The sequence below is a fragment of the Rhodococcus sp. EPR-134 genome (assembly GCF_001647205.1).
Lineage (GTDB): Bacteria > Actinomycetota > Actinomycetes > Mycobacteriales > Mycobacteriaceae > Rhodococcus_F > Rhodococcus_F qingshengii.
In genome coordinates, this window is record NZ_LVCT01000464.1 from 1 (window position 1) to 4,560 (window position 4,560).

Annotated in this window: 5 protein-coding genes and 1 pseudogene; 3 read left to right on the forward strand and 3 right to left on the reverse strand. The window is 60.8% G+C overall.

Going from position 1 to position 4,560, the window contains the following annotated elements:
* Positions 1-37 precede the first annotated feature (37 nt).
* The gene (locus A2J01_RS21490) at positions 38-934 is read left to right on the forward strand and encodes an SDR family oxidoreductase (protein ID WP_007735622.1); all 897 of its coding nucleotides are present in this window, start codon (positions 38-40) and stop codon (positions 932-934) included.
* A gap of 39 nt (positions 935-973) precedes the next feature.
* On the opposite strand, the gene A2J01_RS21495 is transcribed toward A2J01_RS21490, so the two are convergent.
* Positions 974-1,600 carry an FMN-binding negative transcriptional regulator gene (locus tag A2J01_RS21495; RefSeq protein ID WP_030537447.1) on the reverse strand — a complete coding sequence of 209 codons (627 nt, stop codon included), beginning with the start codon at positions 1,598-1,600 and terminating at the stop codon, positions 974-976.
* A 79-nt stretch (positions 1,601-1,679) separates the two neighbouring features.
* Here A2J01_RS21495 and A2J01_RS21500 point away from each other — a divergent pair, with 79 nt between their 5' ends.
* Positions 1,680-3,014 (forward strand): aminotransferase class I/II-fold pyridoxal phosphate-dependent enzyme, encoded by a 1,335-nt coding sequence (locus A2J01_RS21500; protein ID WP_231915864.1) that lies wholly within the window; start codon positions 1,680-1,682, stop codon positions 3,012-3,014.
* 108 nt (positions 3,015-3,122) lie between these two features.
* The gene (locus A2J01_RS21505) at positions 3,123-3,827 is read left to right on the forward strand and encodes an SDR family NAD(P)-dependent oxidoreductase (protein ID WP_064113532.1); all 705 of its coding nucleotides are present in this window, start codon (positions 3,123-3,125) and stop codon (positions 3,825-3,827) included.
* Between the two features lie 50 nt (positions 3,828-3,877).
* Here the strand turns inward: A2J01_RS21505 and A2J01_RS21510 are convergent, their stop codons facing one another.
* Together A2J01_RS21510 and A2J01_RS21515 are read right to left on the reverse strand one after the other, a co-directional pair.
* Positions 3,878-4,246, reverse strand: coding sequence for a hypothetical protein (locus tag A2J01_RS21510; protein WP_064113535.1), 369 nt, complete (start codon positions 4,244-4,246; stop codon positions 3,878-3,880).
* A gap of 25 nt (positions 4,247-4,271) precedes the next feature.
* Positions 4,272-4,560 (reverse strand): annotated as a pseudogene (locus A2J01_RS21515) (amino acid permease); the annotation flags it as partial.

Consider the following 4,560-nt stretch of genomic DNA (forward strand, 5'->3'; position numbering starts at 1 on the left):
AGCCCACGAGAAACTGCGTCACCTGAGGAGTATCGATATGCCGGACCAGTACGCAATGCAGGACCCGACCACGCGGTTCCCCGCTCCTGTGCGTGAGCGGCAGGCGGAGATCGCACACCCCGGTCTCACCGCAGACATGATTTCTCCTCCCGACCACGGTGAAAACACCTATCGAGGGAGCGGTCGACTCGAAGGAAGGCGTGCGATTGTCACCGGAGCAGATTCGGGCATCGGACGTGCGGTCGCGATTGCATTTGCCAGAGAAGGCGCGGACGTTGTCCTGAGTTATCTCGACGAGGAAGAACAGGACGCTCGGGAAACCGCTCGCTGGGTCGAGGAGGCAGGTCGCAAAGCCGTCTCGGTGCCGGGAGATCTCCGAAGCGAGGAACACTGTTCTGCTTTGGTCGAAACCGCGGTGCGTGAACTCGGCGGACTGGACATCTTGGTGAACAACGCCGCGTTTCAGATGGTGCAGATGGGCGGCATCGCCGATATCACCACCGAACAATTCGACCGTGTGATGAAAACCAACCTCTACGCACTATTCTGGCTCTCCAAAGCAGCGATCGCGCAGATGGAGCCCGGATCGACGATCGTGAATACCTCGTCCATCCAAGGTGCGTCCCCGTCGCCCGAGCTGCTCGATTACGCCACGACAAAGGCGGGCATCATCGACTTCACCAAGGGGCTGGCCGCCGATGTCGCACGGAAGGGAATCAGGGTCAATGCCGTTGCACCTGGACCGATTTGGACGCCACTGATTCCGGCGACGATGCCCAAGGAGAAGTTCGAGACGTTCGGGGACGACGTTCCGCTCGGGCGGGCAGGTCAGCCGGCCGAGCTTGCTCCCGCCTATGTATTTCTCGCCTCTGGCGAATCCAGTTACACCACTGGGGAAGTCATCGGCGTGACGGGTGGAAAACCGCTCACCTGAATGTGCGACTAGACAAGGCGTACGACGACGGCGTAACGGTCAACCGTTGTCGAGGCCCGCGGCGACCATCGCTGCGGCGGTCTCTCGTTCGGAGAATGAGCCCTTCTCCAGACCCCGGATGACGCCGGAGCGATCAGCGGGGGAACGGTTTTGATTCAACTTCGCTTTTCCGTAGACACGGGCCACGTGCAGTTCGATCCCCACAATCCCTCGCAGCTGCGCATCGACGAACTGCGGCGGCGCGTCGGTGACCTTCCATTCGTTCTCACGGCCGGATTCATGTCGAGCTGTCAGTGCGGTGACGTGCGCACGCAGCCACTGCTCGTCGTCGTGCGCAACCAGTTGGCCGTAGACGTAGAGAACTTCGTAGTTCCACGTCGGGACGACCTTCCCGTGGACGCTCTTGCTCGGGTAGAACTCGGGGCTCACGTAGGCGTCGGCGCCGGGGAGGATCACTAGAGACTCCGATGTCCCGGTGTATCGCCAATGCGGATTCGTCCGGGCGAGATGCCCCTCCAACACGTTTCCTTCGGCGTTGTACAGCAGTGGCATCGACGTGACTTCGAGGGTCTCGGGGCCCGGTGTGACCAGGTGTCCGAATCCACCGGCGTGGAGAGAGTCGGCGACCGCGTCGTCGGAGAGGCGGAATTGTCCGGGCAGAATCATGTGTCTCCTCACAGATTTTTTGTCATGTGACAATGTGTCACAGCGTGGAGGTTTTGTCATGTGCTAATAGAGTGAGCCTGTGACCAGCACTGTGGCGGACCAGGTGAGGCTCTATGTCGTCCGCGGGACAGCGGGCGAGATTTCCGAGGGCATCCGCAATCTCATCAGTGCTGGGGTACTGGCTCCAGGGGATGCGTTGCCGCCCATACGGGCCTTGGCCGACGATCTCGAGGTTCACCGGAACACAGTTGCCGGAGCCTATCGCTTGCTCGTGGCGGCGGGAGTTGTGGAGACACAGGGCCGGCGCGGCAGCTTCGTGCGAGCCATACCGTTCCTGGAAGGAGAAGGCGGTATCGCTCTTCCTGGCAGCGTGGATCTCGCCAGCGGAAATCCTGATCCGGCATTGCTGCCTGATCTCAGAGCCTCGTTGGACCGGACCACTTACACGCCCCGGTTGTACGGCGCCGCAGCCACCGAGCCTCTACTCGATTCCTGGGCACGTTCCTCGATCGAGGACGAGGTTCTAAGGCCGTGCTCGATCACCATCACCAACGGTGCCGTTGACGCGGTCGAGCGACTGTTGACCGCTCATTTGACCCGAGGTGACGCCGTCGCGATCGAGGATCCGTGCTTCCTGGCGAGCATCGGAACGCTCAAAGCCAACAGCTTCCGAGCGGTACCGATGGACATCGACACTTCGGGTATTACCCCGCAAGGGCTGCTGCGTGCTCTCGAAAGTGGTGTGCGCGCGATTATTTGCACCCCTCGTGCGCACAACCCCACCGGGGTCAGCATGAGCGCCGACCGAGCGGCGATTCTCGGAAGCATCCTGGCCGAGTTCCCTCACGTTCTGGTAATCGAGGACGATCACTTCTCTGCCGTGTCCAGCAATCGGTACTGTCGGCTCGCTCCGATGAGCACGACGCGGTGGGCGCTTGTTCGTTCCGTGTCGAAATTTCTCGGGCCCGACCTGCGCGTGGCAGTGGTCGCCTCGGACCTCGACACCGGCATTCGGCTGAGCACTCATCTCCGGTCGGGCGCCAACTGGGTCAGTCACCTGCAGCAGCGCTTGAGTGCTGAACTGCTGAGTGATCCGACGGTGATCGACGGCCTCGCCAATGCTCGCGCTGTCTACGAGCGCCGCCGAACCCTTCTGAAATCTGCACTGTCAGAACATGATATCGAGGTTCCTGAAACTTTCGACGGACTCAATGTCTGGGTTCCGCTGGATCGGGATTCCGAACCGATTGTCGAGCGACTCGCCGAGTCTGGCTGGCTCGTGCGGGACGGAAGTCAGTTCTCGGCGACGCCGGGTCAGTGCCACCGGGCACTTCGTGTGACCGCCTCCACCATCACCTCTGACCAAGCACGCGAGTTCGCCAGTGCCCTGGCTGAAATATTGGCGAGCCCGTAGTTGTCCAGCTGCACTACGGTGCGAATCTGAGTCTCTCGCTTCTCGACGAAACTACCGGCGACGGCTGGATCGATAGGATCGGTTCGAGCGACGACGAAGGGTGTAATTGTGGCGAGGGCGGTTGTTGTCGGTGCGAGCCGAGGTCTCGGTCGTGCTTTGATCGAGGGACTGAGGAGCGACGGCCACGAAGTTCTCGGCATCTCTCGGCGGCGCCCTGACGGGTTCGACGTCTCCGAGTGGATCGAAGTAGACCTGACCGACCCTGTTACGGCGGCGAACTCGATCGATCAGGAGCTTGTCGGAGGTGTAGACACCCTGATTTGCAACGTCGGGATTTGGGAAGGGGACGCCTTCACCACTGACTATGCATTCGCAGAACAATCGGACATGGAAATGCTCGAAATGATCAACGCCAACATCACGGCCACAATTCTCCTGCTCAAGCGCCTGATCCCGAGAATGATCGGCCGTCCTCGACCTCGGATCATCTTGACCGGGTCCACCTCGGGACTCCCGCGAAGCGGTAGGCCGGAGGTTGCGTTCGGTGCATCGAAGTTCGCGATCAACGGCATTGCCGACGCGTTGAGAGAGGGCTACCGGAAGGACAGACTCGCTGTGACTGTCCTTCATCTCGGATATCTCAATACAGCAGACGGACTCGACGTGCCCCGAGACGTCGCTGCCGCCAGGGGAGAGGGATCTCTGGTCCCGGTACATGACGTTGTGGATACGGTGCGCTCGATCTCGAGTTTGTCGTCTTCGACGTCAGTGCGGGAAGTAGTCCTCACTGCGATCGACGATCCGCGATTCTGATTTGCGGCTGTCGACTCAATCTGGTTGCTGAACAGACGTATTCAGAGAATCTAGACCCCGATCAAGAAGTAAGCTCCGGTCAGATACGTCAGGGTGAGGCCCGCCAAGGCCCACGCCATGTACGGCCGGATGTAGAGGCGCCGCAGGCGGTGCAATCGCAGGGAGGCTCGCAAGAACGCGCCCACGGTCCCGAGCAGCAACATCAGGCTCGGGACGAAGACCGCCAGTCGGCGATCCTTCTGTGAGCACAGCAAGGTGTCGGTACCGAAGCATTCGCCCCGCCGGGAGCCCAACCACACGATCGCGATAACCAAAACCGTGGTAGCCAGAACGACTGACACGCCGTACGTCAGGGTTCGCCTGTTGATCTTTCGCTCTCGACGCTGAATTACATCTGACGCGTCAGAACTGTCGGTCATCACACCGGCTCCTGTACATCGCACCTCACTTCGTGGATCGGCGGTGGGAGAGGGCGTACAGCACTACTCCGACGGCCAAGAGTAATGATGCGCGTAACCACGTCGCAGCGCTCTGCTGGGTGAGCAACGCAACGCACGTACCGAGAGCGAGGATCGGGAAGATGATCGGCGTTCGGAAGTGTTTGTGTTGCACTGCGTCACGGCGCAGAACCAGGACGGCGATGTTGGTGCTGATGAATACGAAAAGCAGCAGGAGTACCACCGTCTCCGCCAGGGCTGACAGCGATCCGGTGACGCAGAGAGCCATGGCGACG

Coding starts and splice junctions, on each gene's coding strand:
- A2J01_RS21510 (WP_064113535.1), bottom strand. CDS start 4,246: ATGACCGACAGTTCTGACGCGTCAGATGTAATTCAGCGTCGAGAGCGA.
- A2J01_RS21490 (WP_007735622.1), top strand. CDS start 38: ATGCCGGACCAGTACGCAATGCAGGACCCGACCACGCGGTTCCCCGCT.
- A2J01_RS21495 (WP_030537447.1), bottom strand. CDS start 1,600: ATGATTCTGCCCGGACAATTCCGCCTCTCCGACGACGCGGTCGCCGAC.